Source organism: Sagittula sp. MA-2 (assembly GCF_030126985.1).
Classification (GTDB): Bacteria; Pseudomonadota; Alphaproteobacteria; order Rhodobacterales; family Rhodobacteraceae; genus Sagittula.
Map to the genome: position 1 here is coordinate 4,200,426 of NZ_CP126145.1, position 13,116 is coordinate 4,213,541.

Here is a 13,116-nt window from a genome sequence, read left to right on the forward strand (position 1 = left end):
CTCCGTGACCACGCTTTACATCGACGCCGACGCTTGCCCGGTGAAGGAAGAGGCCGAGCGCGTGACCACCCGCCACAAGGTGCCGATGAAGCTGGTGTCGAACGGCGGCATCCGCCCGTCGCGCAACCCGCTGGTGGACATCGTCGTGGTGTCCTCCGGCGCGGACGAGGCCGACAAGTGGATCGCCGATCAGGCCGGACGCGGCGACGTGGTGGTGACGAACGACATCCCGCTTGCCGCGAAATGCGTGGAGGCCGGGGCGCAAGTGCTGCGGCCCGACGGCTCTGCGCTGACTGGCGCCAACATCGGCGCGCAACTTGCGATGCGCGACCTCGCCGCTGACCTGCGCGCTGCCGATCCCTTCCGGCAGGGCGGCGGCAAGTCCTTCACGAAGGCCGACCGGAGCCGTTTCCTCGATGCGCTGGACCGGGCGCTGCGCATGGCCGCGAAGGAGAAGGGATGACCATCGAAGCCGTGATCTTCGACGTCGGCAACGTGCTGATCGAATGGCAGCCGGAGCGTTACTACGATCCGAAGATCGGCGCCGACCGGCGCGCGGCGATGTTCGCAGAGGTTGACCTGCACGGGATGAACGACCTTGTCGACCGAGGCGCCGACTTCAGTGACACGATTTACGGCTGGGCAGAGAAGTACCCGCACTGGCGCGATGAGATCCGGCTCTGGCACGACGACTGGCTGGAGATGGCGAAACCGGCGATCCCCCACTCCGTCCGCTTGCTGGAGGCGCTGAACGCAAAGGGCGTCACGACCTTCGCGCTTACGAACTTCGGCATCGGAACCTGGGCCATCGCGACGCCGGTCTACGGTTTCCTCAACAGCTTCAGCCATGCCTACGTCTCCGGCCACATGGGTGTGACAAAGCCCGACGCACGCATCTACGAGATGGTCGAGGCGCACTCCGGCATCGTTCCCGGAAACCTGCTGTTCACCGACGACCGGGCCGAGAACATCGAGGCCGCGGCGGCGCGCGGCTGGCAGACTCACCTGTTCGACGGGCCGCAGGGCTGGGCCGATGCGCTGGTGTCCCACGGTCTGCTGACACCGGACGAGGCGCGGTGAGCACGGCGGCGACACTCGCCGCACTGGCCCTCGCCGGGCTGCCCGCTGCGCGTGAACTGCGCCGCACACCGCGCAACGCACGTTTCCGCCAGCAGGCCCCGGGCCGTTTCGCGGAGCTGTCGCAGGGACACACGCATTACGACTGGCTCGGTCCCGAACGCGGCGCGGTCATGGTCTGCGTGCACGGGCTGACCACGCCGTCCTACGTTTGGCTCGGGCTGGCGCGGCACCTCGTCGCCATGGGATTTCGCGTGCTGGTCTACGACCTTTACGGGCGCGGCTATTCCGACGCGCCGAGGGGTCCGCAGACACCGGGCTTCTTCACGCGGCAACTGGAGGACCTGCTGGCGCACGAGGGCCTGACCGACGACCTGACGCTGGCGGGCTACTCCATGGGTGGGGCCATTGCCGCGCATTGGGGGATTGCAAACCCGGACCGCCTGCGCCGCCTGATCCTGCTGGCCCCCGCCGGTATGGGCCATCAGGTCGGTCCCGTCGCACGCTTTTGCACGGAATGGCCGCTGACTGGCGACTGGCTGTTCCACATGGCCTACCCGACTCAATTCGCCCGCACCGCCCGGGCCGCGGCCCATGCCGACAGCAGCGTCGACGACATCGCCGGGCTTCAGATGGCAGAGCTGCGGCGGCGCGGGTTTCTGCGGTCTGTCCTCTCCTCCCTGCGCGGCACGTTGCGGCGCGATACGGAGGAGGCGCACCGCGCGCTGCACAAGGCCAGGGTGCCCGTCGCGGCGATCTGGGGGCGCGACGACACGGTGATCCCGCTGCGTGCCATGGGGCGGTTGGCCGAATGGAACCGCGACGCCCGCCACGTGGTGATCGACGGCGCCGGCCACGGGCTGCCGTGGACGCATACCGAACAGGTGGCCGAGGCGATCCGCGACACGTGGGAAGGGCCGACGGTCTGACCGCCGCGCAGGCGGGTCAGGCGGCCAGGGCGCCAGCAGGCGGAGTGGTGCGGTTTTCCTTCACCGGCAGGTGCACCAGCGCGCTGAACGCCCCGACCCCGACGCCGATCCACCAGACCATGGTGTAGTCGCCGAAGACGTCGTACATCCGCCCGCCCAGCCATACGCCGAGGAACCCACCCAACTGGTGGCTGAAGAACACGATGCCATAGAGCGTGCCCATGTAGCGCAGCCCGTAGAGGTGCGCGATCAGGCCGGAGGTCAGCGGCACCGTCGCCAGCCACAGCGCGCCCATCACGGCCGAGAACACGAGCACCGACACCGGCGTGATCGGCAGCATGATGAAGGCCGCCGCCGCAACGGTGCGGGCAAGGTAGATGAAGGCCAGCAGGTACTTGCGCTGGAATCGGTTGCCCAGCCAGCCCGCCGTCAGCGTGCCCGCGATGTTGAACAGCCCGATCAACGAGATGGAGACCGCCCCGAGCGCCGACGTGGTTGTGATCCCCATGCCCGAAAGGATGCCGCCCGCCATGATCGGCGAGCAGAGCTCGGTCACGAGGGCGGGGAAGTGCGCGGTAACGAAGGCAAGCTGGTAGCCGCAGGAAAAGAAGCCGAGGAAGATCATCGTGAAGGACGGGTCGCGGAAGGCCCGGCCGAGGATCTCGCCCATGGTCTCCTCCAGCTCGGCCTTGGAGGCCGCCGCCGGGGCGCGCATCATTGGCAGCGCCAGCAGCACAGAAAGCACCGCCACGGCGAAGACGATAAAGACCATCTGCCACGACATCACGCCCAGCAGAGCCTCTGCCACCGGTGCGCCGAAGACCTGCCCGGCGCTGCCCGCCGCGGTGGCGATGGCCAGCGACATGGAGCGGTTCTCGGCACTGGACGCGCGACCCACGACGGCAAGGATCACGCCGAAGCCGGTGCCCGCCACGCCGAAGCCCACCAGCACTTCCCACGCCTGCATGGCAAAGGGCGTCTCCGCGAAGGACGACATGACGAGGCCCGCTGCATAAATCACAGCGCCGATGATTATGGCCTTCCGGTCGCCGATCTTCTCGGCCACGGCGCCGAACAGCGGCTGGCCGATCCCCCATGCGAGGTTCTGGATGGCGATGGCGAGCGAGAACTCTGCCCGTGCCCAGCCGAATTCCTCGGCGATAGGGATCTGGAAGACGCCGAAGCTGGCCCGGATCGCGAAGCTGACCATGATGATCACGCAACCGACGATCAGCACGGGTGTGACAATGGGGGCCGGTCTGTCCATGATCGTTACTCCTGCAGCGTTGCACGATCAGAACCGCAGATGCGGAATTAGGTCAATTTCTCTTACGTGATATTGCCCATCACAATGCGTGATGAACTGTGCAGAAAACCAAACGACAAGGCATGGTCAGATCATGGCACAGAGGGAAATCAAGCTGGCATTTCACGGCGTTCCGAGGTCCGTCCCCCTCTACACATCCGCCGCGGCCCGCGCTAAAGGCGAGGCATGACAACTGTCCCCGACCTCTATGCCAAGCGCGTTCAGGACGGCCGGCTGAAGCCCGACGAGGCACAGCGCGGCGCCCTTCCCGCCTTCGAACGCATCCGCGCCGAACTGGCCGATCCGCCGAAGCGCGGCCTTTTCCGCAAGGCGCCGGAACCGCCGAAGGGCCTCTACCTCTGGGGGGGCGTCGGGCGCGGCAAGTCGATGCTGATGGATCTGTTTGTCGAAACGCTGAACGTCCCGGCCCGGCGCACGCATTTCCACAGCTTCATGCAGGAAATCCATTCGGAGATGCACCGCCTCCGCAAGGAGGGGGTCGAGGATCCGATCAAGCCGATCGCCAAGGCGGTGGCCGACTCGGCCAAGGTTCTGGCCTTCGACGAGATGCAGATCACCGACATCACCGACGCGATGATCGTGGGGCGGCTGTTCGAACAGTTGTTCAGCGCGGGCACCGTGGTGGTCACCACGTCGAACCGCATACCCGACGACCTCTACAAGGACGGCTTGAACCGGCAGTTGTTTCTGCCGTTCATCGAGCTCATCAAGGACAAGCTGGAGGTCCGCGAGCTGGCCTCCAAGACCGACCACCGGCAGGACCGGCTGGCCGGGACGCAGGTCTTTTTTACCCCGGCAAACGCAGAGGCGCGCCAGAAGATCGACGCGATCTGGGAAGAGCTGACGCACGGCATCGAGGATACGCTGACGCTGCATGTGAAGGGCCGCGAGGTGGAACTGCCGCGCTACCGCAATGCCATGGCACGGGCGAGTTTCTTCGACCTGTGCGGCCGCGCGCTGGGACCGGCGGACTACCTCGCTCTGGCCGACGCGGTGCGCGTGCTGGTGCTGGAAGACATTCCCCGCCTCTCTCGTCACAATTTCAACGAGGCGAAGCGCTTCGTGACCCTGATCGACGCGCTCTACGAGGCCCGCGTCCGGCTGATCGCCACCGCTGCCGCCGAACCGGAGAGCCTATATGTCGAAGGTGCGGGCAGTTTCGAGTTCGAGCGCACCGCCTCCCGCCTGCGCGAGATGCAGGCCGCCGACTGGGCCGGCGAACAGGGCTGACGCGACAAGGAACAGGGCCCCTCGGGGCCCTGCTTGGTACTGGCTGCTCGTTTTTGCTTCTCTGCCTTGAAAAGGGTCAGTCCGGGATGGTGAGCACCATGTCGGGCCTCAGTTCGCCCGGCGTGCGCAGCACGTCCTTGTTTGCCTCCAGGATCTGGAGGTAGGCGACGGTGGTTCCGAAATGCCGGAAGGCGATGCCGGGCAGGCTGTCGCCCGCCTGCACCGTGTAGGTCCTTGCCGCGGCGGCGACCGGGGTGGCCGGTTCGGGTGCCGCGATGCGCGCGGTCTTGATTGTTTCGGTCTGGGCCGCGGCGGTCACGGGTTTCTGAAGCTCGCGCAGAATGCCGTAGCCCATAGCCTGCATGGCATCGTTGACGCGCTGTTCGGAGGTTGCGGGGACTGCCTGGCCGGTCCGTGTAACGGCGGCCGGTTCCGGCGTCAGCGCCGCCACTTCGGACGGGCGCGCGACGGGCCGCAAGTCTGCGGAGGTGTCGGGCGCGCCAAGGGGTTCGGAGGGACGCGGGGCAGCTAGCGGCTCCATCGCGGGCTGAAGGCCCATCGCGTCGCGGGTGGCGCGGCTGACCTGATCCGAACGACCCGTATCGTCCGGCATGGTGCCGCCAACCACCCAGACCAGCACAACTGTGCTCATCACGAAGCCAGCGGCCATCAGGATCGCGCGGATCATCCGGCCCATCCTGCCCGGCGGGCCGTCGCAGCCATACCGAGACGGTTCGCTGAAAGCGATGTCATGCAAGAAATCCCCCGAGACTCCGCGCCGTGATGTTGCCAGTCCGCGCGGTTGCCGAGGACCATAGGCGAATCACTTGCGCTGCGTCAACATCTAGGTGGTTCGCCTAGCTGTTCCGTAAAAAGGCGCAATTCCGCGCTAGAAGTGGTAGGTCATTTTTTCGGCAGGACGAGCGTCTGACCCGGCTGCAGGTCGTCCGGCCTGCTCATGATCGACCGGTTCGCCGTGAACAGCGGCCCCGTCATGTTCACGTCGCCATAGATCTTCTCGGCAATCGACACGAGGCTGTCACCGGACACCACCACATAGACCTGAGGGCCGCCCGCAGGAGTCGTGGACCCTGACGCCTCGGCCGCCGTCGCAGGCGTTCCGTCCAGCGACCGACGCACGATGGCGTGCAGCAGGCTACCGGGCTGGCCGGGCGCGGTTTCGCGGCCCGTCGCCTGGTTGAGGCTGGACAGCGTGTTCCACGTCATCCGGCGCATCTCCCGGTCGTCCGGTGTGCTGACGGCCCGTGTCACGGACGGTGCGGCGGGCTCGGCTTGCGGCAGGCTGGCCTGTTGCAGTGGCGCGGGCGCCGGTGTCGCTTCGGGCGTCATCGGGACGACGGGCACCTCAGCGGTCGCCGGTGTCGGCAAGTCCAGATCGGTGCGCGTCACGGGTTCGGCTGCTGCGGCCTCTGACACGTCCCTGCGCGCGCCCGGTTGCACGACGATCAGCGCGACGGTGATCGCGATGAACCCGATTGCGAAAAGCACCATGCGGATCATACCGACGTTCCCACTTACTGACCCGCGGCGAGGCTGAGACCAAGACCGTCCCACGCCTTCAGACCACCGCGGTAAAACTTCAGCTTTGTCGGGGGATAGCCTGCGTCCAGCAGGTTCCGCACCGCCGCAGCCGCCAGACCGTCGTCCGCCCCCCCGGCAAAAAGGACAAGGTCAAAGGCGCCGGAGAAATCCCCGCTCCGTACCCCGAGCGCCTCAAGAAGGTCGTCGCGGTACGGGTTCTCCGGCGCGAGCGTGGAGGCCGGGACATTCACCGCCCCCGGCACCGTGCCGGTCGAGAAGGCCTCGGGAAGGCGGGCATCGACCAGCAGGCCGCGGCCCTCCGACACGAACAGTTCGAGGAAATCCAGCACCTCCAGCTCGCCGACCGTCGCGACGCCGGAGGCCGCCTGCATCGGCGTCACGCAGGATGGCGGACAGACAGGCCCGCTCCGCGCGATGCGCAGCGGTTGTCCGTTCAGCGTCGTCTGGAACGCGGTCAGGTTCTCCGTGATGTGGCTGGACTGGGCGAACGCGGGCACGGCTGCGCCCATCAAGGCGAAGCAAAGGGTCGGATAAAGACCTTTGGCCATGCTGCTCGTCCTCTGAGGCGCCTCTTGCGGGCCACCCGATCTTGTCGTTTTGACGAAATATAGGCCGCGGGCGTCGAATCAGTCAACATCGGGGGCCTGTTCCGGGCGGATACTTGATCCCTCAAGGCATCAGTCTGCGCCACCACCCGTCATCTGCGCGGCGATGGCGCGATCCAGTCCCAGCCAGTCGAGCGCATCCCCGACGGACCCCAACACGTGCGACGACAGGTAGGCGCTTTCGTTCAGCATGGCGACGTAGACCATGATCCCCGACAGGACAGCCGGATTGTCGGCGACGAAGGCAATCCTGCGGTGGACCTGACGCTTGGCCGCATCGGACTTCACCATGTCCGTCATCATCTCGCTGCCGTTCGTCTGAAGCGAGAAATCTTCGGTTCCGCGCATGTCGTGCAGGGAAAAGCGCACGTCATCGGCGCCGGGCAGGGACAGGAACTCTTCGTAGCCGCGTGACATGTCACCCAGCGTGATGCGCTGCTGCCCCAGGATGCGGACGTGAAGGAGCCTGTGTTCCGCGAGAATGTATTGATGAAACGGCAATTGCATCACCTCCCTTGCCCGGCATGGCCGGCGCTTCAGGAAAGATACTATAGGGATGCATGATTGCGCGATCAACTATAGGAATTGAGCACCCTGCCTGCAAGATAGAGAGAGCCGCAGATCACCACGCGCGCGGCGGGATCGGTTTTCCCGATCCGGTGGATGGCCTCGGTGACATCCGTACACACCCCGGCAGCGTGGCCGACCTCCGCCGCCATACGCGCCGTTTCCTCGGCGGGAAGGGTGTTGGCCTCCCCGGGGATGGACACAGCCAGCAGGCCCTTGGCGCGGGCGGCGAGCGGACGCAGGAAGCCCCGCGCGTCCTTGGTGTTCAGCATGCCGCACACCAGCCACGTCGGGCGGTCCGGCAGACGTTCGAGATGCGCGGCGATGGCCTCTCCGGCGGCGGGGTTGTGGCCGCCGTCGAGCCAAAGCTCGATCCCCGGCAAGCTGTCGAGGTCCGGCCCGTGCCGCAGCCTCTGCATCCGCGCGGGCCAATAGGCTTGTGTCACCGCCGCTTCATGTGCCGCCTCTCCGGCGCCGAGATGCCGCAGGGCCGCCAGCGCGGCACCTGCGTTCTGCACCTGATGTGCGCCGGGCAGGTTCGGCATCGGCAAGTCAAGCAGACCGGTTTCATCCTGATAGACCAGCCGTCCCCGCTCTTCCCAGGCGTGCCAGTGCTGGCCATAGGCCAGAAGCGGTGCACCCAGTGCTTGCGCCCGTGCCTCGATCACGTCCATTGCCTCGTCCGGTTGCGGACCGACGACGCAGGGCACGCCGCGTTTCAGGATCCCCGCCTTCTCGCCCGCGATCTTCGCCAGCGTGTCGCCAAGGAAGCTCTCGTGATCCATCGAGATCGGCGTGATGATGGTCAGTTCCGGCTTCTCGACGAGGTTCGTCGCGTCGAGGCGTCCGCCGAGGCCGGTCTCAAGCAGGGTGAAATCGGCGGGCGTGCGGGCCATGGCCAGAAGCGCGGCGCAGGTCGTGATCTCGAAATAGGTGATCGGCGCGCCGCCGTTGGCGGCCTCGCATTCGTCCAGAACCGCGGCCAGCGCGTCTTCGGTGATCAGCGTCCCAGCCAGACGGATGCGTTCATGGAACCGGACGAGATGCGGAGAGGTATAGGCGTGGACGCGCTTGCCCTCGGCCTCCAGCCCGGCGCGGATCATCGCCTGGGTCGACCCCTTGCCGTTGGTCCCGGCAAGATGGATCACGGGGGGCAGGTCGCGCTCCGGATGCCCCAGCGCCTCGAGCAGGTGCCAGACCCGGTCCAGAACGAGGTCGATGACCTTGGGATGCAGCGCCATCAGGCGCTCCAGTATCACGTCAGAGCCCTGACCCATCTCTTTCACATCCTCGAAAGGGGCGTTCAGCCCGGTCTCACGCCTTGGTGTTGTCCTGAGCCGCGTTCGGCTCCCGCACCATGTCCTCCGGCCCCGGGGCCGGAAGATCGCCCCACGTCGGCGGCGGCATCTTCATCAGCAGGCGGCACAGCACGATCAGCTCCTCGCGCATGTCGCGGCGGTCGGTCACCCGGTCGAGCATGCCGTGCTCCAGAAGGTACTCGGCGCGCTGAAAGCCTTCGGGCAGCTTCTCGCGGATGGTCTGCTCGATCACGCGCGGGCCGGCAAAGCAGATAAGCGCGCCGGGTTCGGCGATCTGCACGTCGCCCAGCATCGCGTAGGAGGCCGTCACCCCGCCGGTGGTCGGATGGGTCAGGACGACGATATACGGCAGCCCGGCTTCCTTCAGCATCTGTACCGCGACGGTGGTGCGCGGCATCTGCATGAGGCTCAGGATGCCCTCCTGCATGCGCGCGCCGCCCGCGGCCGAGAACAGGATCAGCGGGCGGCCCAGCTTCACCGCCTCTTCGGCAGCGGCGACGATGGCATTGCCCACGTACATGCCCATCGATCCGGCCATGAAGCTGAAGTCCTGCGCGGCACAGACCACGGGCGTGCGTCCGATCTCGCCGGCGCCGACCAGCATGGCCTCCTTCTCGCCTGTGCCCTTCTGCGCGGCGCGCACCCGGTCGGGGTAACGCTTGGAGTCGCGGAAATGCAGCGGGTCGGCCATCGGTTCCGGCACGGCCACCTCGGCGTAGATGCCGCCGTCGAACAGCGCGTGAAAGCGGTCACGCGGCGTGATGTGCATGTGGTGGCCGCAATTGGTGCAGACGTTCAGGTTGTCGCTGATCTCGCGGTGAAACAGCATCGTTCCGCAGCTTTCGCACTTCGACCACAGGTTCTCCGGGACTTCCCGGCGGGAGAAGATCGAATTGATGCGCGGACGGACGTAGTTGGTGATCCAGTTCATGGAAGCCCCGAGTTCATCGTTTGCGCGTCACTTATGCCCCGCTGCGACGAATTGCAATCTTCCCCTCGGGTGGCGTCTGGTTCGCGGGCGCCGTGAAAGGGCCGTCGCGCAAGCCAATCCGGCCCGCGCGACGGCCTGTAGGGCGGGGCTCTGCGCCGCCCCCGTTCCGGTCAGTAGCAGTCTACGCCGCAGCTTGGCGGCATGGGCGGCAGGTTGAAACTGCCCCCAGATCCGAGGTGGCAGACCCCACCGCAGCCGACGCCTTCTGTGTTCACCCAGCCCGGGCGCGCCGGGGTGCCGCTGTAGGGCGCGTAACGCGAATGCCGGATCGAGGTGTTGGGGACGTTGACCGTGTTGACCTCCGCCTCCACCGCCAGCGTGAACCCGGCAGAACCCGGCCCGTTCACCGCCGAACATCCCGATCCGCCCTGCCCGCCGCGCAGCAGCTTGCACCACGTGGGATCGTCGGGCGACACGAGGAAGACGTTGTTGCCCTTGTGACAGGCCGGGCAGGTTTCCGACAGTTCGCTGCCGTCCTTCAGGTCCCGGATCACCAGCGTCTCCGTTGCCCATGGCACGCGCTGGTTGTCGGAACGCCGGATGTTGTCCCAGAAGCAGGCGTTGCCGGTCTCGGCCGACTGGCAGATTATCCCGGCAAGGCTCCCCGGCCCGCCTGTTCCGCGCGGCAGGGCCACGCAGGCGCCGCGCTTGCCCGTGACGTTCCACGTCCAGACATTGGCCACGGCGCCGGGTGAGAGCAGGTTCGTGGACAGGCCTCCCTGTTCGCGCCACGCCGTTCCGGTCAGCGCGAAGTCCGGCGGCACCGGCACCCCGGCGGCGGTGCATTCGCGCATGTAGTCGGTCCGCAGGAACCACCGGATGATCCAGTCATTGATCTCCACGATGATCACGAAGTCTGTCAGCAGTTTCGGCTCGACCAGCTTCTGACGGACCATCTCGTCGCGGATGAAATCCACCCGCCAGAGGTATCCCGACCGCAGTTCGTCAGGCAGGCGGTGGGCCATCGCGCGCACCAGCTCGAGGTCGAGCAGCACCGCCTCCGGCCCTTTCAGCTCGCCGCGCCGGCGCATCTCCAGCCCGCGGTCGAGGATCTGTTTCAGTTGCGCCTCGGCCTCGCGCTCCAGCACCGGTTTCTCCGGGTCCTCTGCCCGGACGACGCCCAGCATCTCCTCGGCGATTTCGGTCATGTCCCGCTCCGACAGGGTGACACGCTGGCCCTCGATGTCGAACAGCACGCCGTGTCCGGACAGCGTCATCCGCTTCTGGAACCCAAAGCGCACGTCCGCGCGCAGCTCCGGCGGGATCATGACGCTGCCGTTGTCGAGCACGATCTGCTTGCGATCCTCGGCGGGCGTGGCGAGGAAGTCGGAGATCGCCCGCTCCATCCTGTTGTGGAAGTTGTCCTGCGCCTGGGCCGCACATGGCAGAAGCACAGGGAAAAGCACGGCGGCCACGCGGGCCACCCCCTTGAAATGTCTCATGGTTTCAATCCGTCCGGTTCAAAATAAACGGCTATGCGCCGAACCGAAGGATACCACCAATGCGGGAAACTATCAATTCTATACGCGTAAGGCGAGACGCGCGGCGAGCCAGCTTACGAAGAGCGTTGCAAGGTCGACAGGCAGGATCGCGGCCAGTGCCGCCTCGTCCTCCGGCCCGTAGGGCAGCTTCGTCAGCGCCAGGCCCGAGAGGTCGCCCTGCAGGGACATCACGCCGATGGCCACGAAGTTGTTGACGAGGTGAAAGGCGATGGCGGGGCCAAGGCTGCCCGACCGCGCCGTCAGGTCGGCGGCGGCCAGACCGAAGGCCACGGCCCACAGCGCGATGGGCACCGCATTGCTGCCCCAGACGTCCGGCGCATAGTGCCCCAGGCCGAAGGCCAGCGAGGGCAGGATCAGCCAGACGGCAGGCCATTTCACCCTCGCGGCCAGCGTGCTCTGGAAATAGCCGCGGAACAGCACCTCTTCCGATGCGGTCTGGACCAGCAGCGCGCCGATCGTCAGTGGCAGCAGCGCCAGCCACTGCCCGGGCGGCAGGCCCGGCTCCGACGCCATCTGCAGCGGCCAGGGCGGCAGCAGCGCGATCACGACGTTCAGCGCCACCAGTACGGCCGCGACCCGCAGGAACTGTGGCCAGAACAGCCGCGCCGGACCGAACAGACTGCCCGCAGTGCGTCCGTGCAGGGTTTCGGCCACGACGATGGCGCCGATGCCCATGGCCCCCATCAGCGACAGTTGCGCCAGAAGCCCCCATGGGTCCCGCCCGGAGGTGATCATGCTCAACACCGCCGGGAACCGATCCGGGCCGACGATGCCGCTGATGAGCGCGATGATGCCCCGCGTCAGCCCGAACATGATGACGGTCGCGAGCACAAGTCCCAGCACCAGCCGCCACAGCTCGCAGCGGTGGAATGTGGGCAGGGTGAGGACCGCGTGGGGCGCGTAGCTTTCGCGCTTCATCAACCTCGCGCGCTCGCCTGCCGGAGCACGTCGAGATAGCCGTTTGCCTGTGTCATCCGTTCGCCCAGCCCCTTGTCGCGCAGCATGCGGTGAAGCATCGGCAGCCTGTAGGCCGGAACGTGCATCACCAGGTGATGTTCCAGATGATAGTTGACCCAGTAGGGCGCGACCAGCAGCCGTTCCAGAGGTCCGGCAAGTGTGGTCCGGGTGTTGCGCAATGGGTCCTCGGACTTCTCGACCGCGCCGTGTTCGGCGATGTTGCGCACCCTGAGGACAAGCTGGAACCACGTCAGCAGCGGCAGGAGCCAGAAGGCGAACCACGTCCACCAGCCGAACAGCGCCCAGAACAGCGCGAACAGGACGGCGTTGACGATCAGGGCCTTGCCCAGCACAGGCCCACTGAACGCCTGCGCGAGGTCCTGGCTCGACACGCCCTCCGTCTCTCCGGCGAGGCGGAAGGCAAAGGCGATCTGGGCTGCACGCTGCCTGATGCCGGTCTGCCCGGTCAGATCGCGGATCAGCTTGCGGCGCAGAGAGGCGCGCGTGGTCGGGAACGGCGCCGAGAGCTTCAGGTCGGGGTCCTTGTCGGTCTGCGTGTGCCGGTGGTGCATCAGGTGGTAATGCCGGTAGCTGGCCAGATCGGCGAGGATCGGTCGCCCGCACAGCCACGCCCCCGCCCATTCGTTCCAGGCGCGTGTCCTGAACAGGGCGTTGTGCGCCGCCTCGTGCATCAGGATCGCCAGCCCCAGTTGACGCGAACCGATGACGATCATCGCAAGCACGAAGGTCAGGGGATTGGGCCACAGGGTGAACAGCCAGACGCTGCCGAGGATCAGCGCCCAAGCGTGCGCCACAAGCGCCAGACCCCAGGCATCGGACCGCTGCGACAGCGTCCGAATCTCCTCGCTCGTCAGGTAGGCTTTTCCCGGTGTCATGCCGGTAATGATCCCGCGCCCACCCCCATCCTGTCAACGACTCCGCTCCGTCACTTCGATGGAGAGGGTCAGCAGGGGTATCCCTGCGGGATCGCAGCAGACGGGGGGTCCTCCAGCCCGGCACGGCGAAAGCGACCGACAAGCCGCGCAACC

General features: G+C 66.7%; 14 protein-coding genes. 4 read left to right on the forward strand and 10 right to left on the reverse strand.

What is annotated here, in order from left to right; translation table 11 throughout:
* Nucleotides 1-4: 4 nt before the first annotated feature.
* The 3 genes from QNI11_RS20475 to QNI11_RS20485 are packed head-to-tail and all read left to right on the forward strand — an operon-like array spanning nucleotide 5 to nucleotide 2,006.
* Nucleotides 5-463, forward strand: a complete 459-nt coding sequence (locus tag QNI11_RS20475; RefSeq protein WP_283981554.1) for a YaiI/YqxD family protein — start codon at nucleotides 5-7, stop codon at nucleotides 461-463.
* Nucleotides 460-1,080: an HAD family phosphatase gene (locus QNI11_RS20480; protein ID WP_283981555.1), complete on the forward strand. Its 621-nt coding sequence runs from the start codon at nucleotides 460-462 to the stop codon at nucleotides 1,078-1,080. Before QNI11_RS20475 ends, QNI11_RS20480 begins: the two co-directional genes overlap by 4 nt.
* Nucleotides 1,077-2,006, forward strand: coding sequence for an alpha/beta fold hydrolase (locus QNI11_RS20485; RefSeq protein WP_283981556.1), 930 nt, complete (start codon nucleotides 1,077-1,079; stop codon nucleotides 2,004-2,006). The genes QNI11_RS20480 and QNI11_RS20485 overlap by 4 nt, the downstream gene beginning before the upstream one ends.
* A 16-nt stretch (nucleotides 2,007-2,022) precedes the next feature.
* Here QNI11_RS20485 and QNI11_RS20490 read toward each other — a convergent pair whose 3' ends face one another.
* Complete coding sequence (locus tag QNI11_RS20490) at nucleotides 2,023-3,273, reverse strand: MFS transporter (protein ID WP_283981557.1); 1,251 nt, start codon at nucleotides 3,271-3,273, stop codon at nucleotides 2,023-2,025.
* Between the two features lie 225 nt (nucleotides 3,274-3,498).
* On the opposite strand from QNI11_RS20490, the gene zapE reads away from it, so the two are divergent.
* A complete protein-coding gene (gene zapE / locus QNI11_RS20495) occupies nucleotides 3,499-4,563 on the forward strand; it encodes a cell division protein ZapE (RefSeq protein ID WP_283981558.1) in 1,065 nt (354 codons plus the stop codon).
* Between the two features lie 76 nt (nucleotides 4,564-4,639).
* Here the strand turns inward: zapE and QNI11_RS20500 are convergent, their stop codons facing one another.
* The 9 genes from QNI11_RS20500 to QNI11_RS20540 all read right to left on the reverse strand — a co-directional run bounded on the left by QNI11_RS20500 (nucleotide 4,640) and on the right by QNI11_RS20540 (nucleotide 12,963).
* Complete coding sequence (locus QNI11_RS20500; RefSeq protein WP_283981559.1) at nucleotides 4,640-5,251, reverse strand: LysM peptidoglycan-binding domain-containing protein; 612 nt, start codon at nucleotides 5,249-5,251, stop codon at nucleotides 4,640-4,642.
* A gap of 215 nt (nucleotides 5,252-5,466) precedes the next feature.
* The gene (locus QNI11_RS20505; protein WP_283981560.1) at nucleotides 5,467-6,084 is read right to left on the reverse strand and encodes a LysM peptidoglycan-binding domain-containing protein; all 618 of its coding nucleotides are present in this window, start codon (nucleotides 6,082-6,084) and stop codon (nucleotides 5,467-5,469) included.
* Between the two features lie 14 nt (nucleotides 6,085-6,098).
* Nucleotides 6,099-6,674: a rhodanese-like domain-containing protein gene (locus QNI11_RS20510; RefSeq protein ID WP_100928534.1), complete on the reverse strand. Its 576-nt coding sequence runs from the start codon at nucleotides 6,672-6,674 to the stop codon at nucleotides 6,099-6,101.
* A 129-nt stretch (nucleotides 6,675-6,803) separates the two neighbouring features.
* Nucleotides 6,804-7,232: a hypothetical protein gene (locus QNI11_RS20515; RefSeq protein WP_157814957.1), complete on the reverse strand. Its 429-nt coding sequence runs from the start codon at nucleotides 7,230-7,232 to the stop codon at nucleotides 6,804-6,806.
* Nucleotides 7,233-7,303: 71 nt separating this feature from the next.
* Nucleotides 7,304-8,575 (reverse strand): folylpolyglutamate synthase/dihydrofolate synthase family protein, encoded by a 1,272-nt coding sequence (locus QNI11_RS20520; RefSeq protein WP_283981561.1) that lies wholly within the window; start codon nucleotides 8,573-8,575, stop codon nucleotides 7,304-7,306.
* 37 nt (nucleotides 8,576-8,612) lie between these two features.
* The gene (gene accD / locus QNI11_RS20525; RefSeq protein WP_283981562.1) at nucleotides 8,613-9,548 is read right to left on the reverse strand and encodes an acetyl-CoA carboxylase, carboxyltransferase subunit beta; all 936 of its coding nucleotides are present in this window, start codon (nucleotides 9,546-9,548) and stop codon (nucleotides 8,613-8,615) included.
* 170 nt (nucleotides 9,549-9,718) lie between these two features.
* Entirely contained in the window at nucleotides 9,719-11,050 is a 1,332-nt protein-coding gene (locus tag QNI11_RS20530) for a hypothetical protein (RefSeq protein WP_283981563.1), read from the reverse strand.
* A gap of 78 nt (nucleotides 11,051-11,128) precedes the next feature.
* Complete coding sequence (locus QNI11_RS20535) at nucleotides 11,129-12,028, reverse strand: CPBP family intramembrane glutamic endopeptidase (protein ID WP_100928539.1); 900 nt, start codon at nucleotides 12,026-12,028, stop codon at nucleotides 11,129-11,131.
* A complete protein-coding gene (locus QNI11_RS20540; protein ID WP_283981564.1) occupies nucleotides 12,028-12,963 on the reverse strand; it encodes a fatty acid desaturase family protein in 936 nt (311 codons plus the stop codon). Before QNI11_RS20540 ends, QNI11_RS20535 begins: the two co-directional genes overlap by 1 nt.
* Nucleotides 12,964-13,116 lie beyond the last annotated feature (153 nt).

Coding starts and splice junctions, on each gene's coding strand:
- QNI11_RS20490 (WP_283981557.1), bottom strand. CDS start 3,273: ATGGACAGACCGGCCCCCATTGTCACACCCGTGCTGATCGTCGGTTGC.
- QNI11_RS20540 (WP_283981564.1), bottom strand. CDS start 12,963: ATGACACCGGGAAAAGCCTACCTGACGAGCGAGGAGATTCGGACGCTG.
- QNI11_RS20535 (WP_100928539.1), bottom strand. CDS start 12,028: ATGAAGCGCGAAAGCTACGCGCCCCACGCGGTCCTCACCCTGCCCACA.
- QNI11_RS20505 (WP_283981560.1), bottom strand. CDS start 6,084: ATGATCCGCATGGTGCTTTTCGCAATCGGGTTCATCGCGATCACCGTC.
- QNI11_RS20530 (WP_283981563.1), bottom strand. CDS start 11,050: ATGAGACATTTCAAGGGGGTGGCCCGCGTGGCCGCCGTGCTTTTCCCT.
- accD (WP_283981562.1), bottom strand. CDS start 9,548: ATGAACTGGATCACCAACTACGTCCGTCCGCGCATCAATTCGATCTTC.
- QNI11_RS20480 (WP_283981555.1), top strand. CDS start 460: ATGACCATCGAAGCCGTGATCTTCGACGTCGGCAACGTGCTGATCGAA.
- QNI11_RS20520 (WP_283981561.1), bottom strand. CDS start 8,575: ATGGGTCAGGGCTCTGACGTGATACTGGAGCGCCTGATGGCGCTGCAT.
- QNI11_RS20500 (WP_283981559.1), bottom strand. CDS start 5,251: ATGATCCGCGCGATCCTGATGGCCGCTGGCTTCGTGATGAGCACAGTT.
- zapE (WP_283981558.1), top strand. CDS start 3,499: ATGACAACTGTCCCCGACCTCTATGCCAAGCGCGTTCAGGACGGCCGG.
- QNI11_RS20510 (WP_100928534.1), bottom strand. CDS start 6,674: ATGGCCAAAGGTCTTTATCCGACCCTTTGCTTCGCCTTGATGGGCGCA.